Below are 1,447 nucleotides of genomic sequence, written 5' to 3' on the forward strand. Positions count from 1 at the left end.
TGTCCTACCTTCTTTGTTGGGTCTGAACTGGTCATTCGTAGGATCGGTGGGCCCTGGGGCTCCGGGTATGGCTTGCATGGCGTCGCCGTTGGCAAGGCTGAAAGGACTTGGCCGCCCGGTCCCTCGCGACGACTCGACCGCTCATGGGGATACGCGTTGATCGCTGTGTAGGACATCGTCGGCGTGGTCGTCTGTGGGTGAACTGTTCTCGTGAGTGATGGAGGTGGTCGTGCCCCGAATCTGGGCCGGCGTGGACATCGGCAAGGAACACCACCACTGCGTGGTGATCAACGACGACGGAGAACGGCTGTTGTCCCGGCGAGTCCAGAACGACGAAACTGAACTGCTGAACCTGATCGCCGACGTCGCGGCCGTCGACACCGACGTGCTGTGGGCAATCGACCTGAACACCGGCGGTGCCGCGCTGCTGATCGGCCTGCTGGTCAACCACGGTCAAGAACTGGTCTACATCACCGGGTTGAAGGTCCACCGCGCCGCCGGAACCTACCGAGGCGAGGGCAAGACCGACGAGAAGGACGCGTTCGTCATCGCCGATCAGGCCCGCGTCCGCCGCGACCTCGGCCCGCTGCGGGCCGGGGACGAACTCGCGGTTGACCTGCGGACCCTGACCAACCGGCGCACCGACCTGGTCTGCGACCGCACCCGGGCGATCAACCGGATCCGCCACCAGCTGCTGGAGTACTTCCCCGCGCTGGAACGCAGCCTCGAGTTGTCCCGCAAAGGACACCTGGTGCTGCTGACCGGCTACCAAACCCCGGACGCGATCCGGCGTCTGGGCGAGCAACGCCTGATCCACTGGCTGCACAACCGCAAGGTCCGCAAAGCCGACACGGTCGCCCACGCGGCGATCGAAGCCGCCGCCGCGCAACACACCACGCTGCCCGGGCAGAAACTCGCTGCCGCGATGGTCGAACGGCCGGCCAAGGGGGTGATCGCCCTCAACACGGAAATCGCCGAGATCGACGCGATGATCGAGGAGCGATTTCGCCGGCACCGCTACGCCGACGTGATCCTCACCCTGCCCGGGTTCGGCCCGACCCTCGCCGCGGAATTCCTCGCCGCTACCGGCGGGGACATCGCCGCGTTCGGCTCGGTCGACCGTCTCGCCGGCTACGCCGGGCTGGCTCCGGTTCCCCGCGACTCCGGCCGGATCCGCGGCAACCTCAGGCGGCCTCGCCGCTACCACCGCGGTTTGCTGCGGGCCTGTTACCTCGCCGCCTCGGCCAGCCTGCCCGGCTGCCCGATTTCCAAGGCCTACTACCAGCGCAAACGCGCCGAAGGCAAACGACATGAACAAGCGCTGCTCTGCCTCGCCCGCCGACGCCTGAACGTCCTGTGGGCCATGCTCCGCGACAACGCCAACTACCACGCCTCACCCCCGATCCCAGCAGCAGCGTGACTTGACAATCCCCATTGGGAAGTCCTT

The 1,447-nt window shown here is 66.8% G+C and carries 1 protein-coding gene; it reads left to right on the plus strand.

The window, feature by feature from the left end:
* The first annotated feature begins 217 nt into the window (after positions 1 to 217).
* Positions 218 to 1,420, plus strand: a complete 1,203-nt coding sequence (locus ACIA77_RS52425; RefSeq protein WP_395893750.1) for an IS110 family transposase — start codon at positions 218 to 220, stop codon at positions 1,418 to 1,420.
* Positions 1,421 to 1,447 lie beyond the last annotated feature (27 nt).

The organism is Amycolatopsis sp. NPDC051903, from assembly GCF_044452505.1.
Lineage (GTDB): Bacteria > Actinomycetota > Actinomycetes > Mycobacteriales > Pseudonocardiaceae > Amycolatopsis.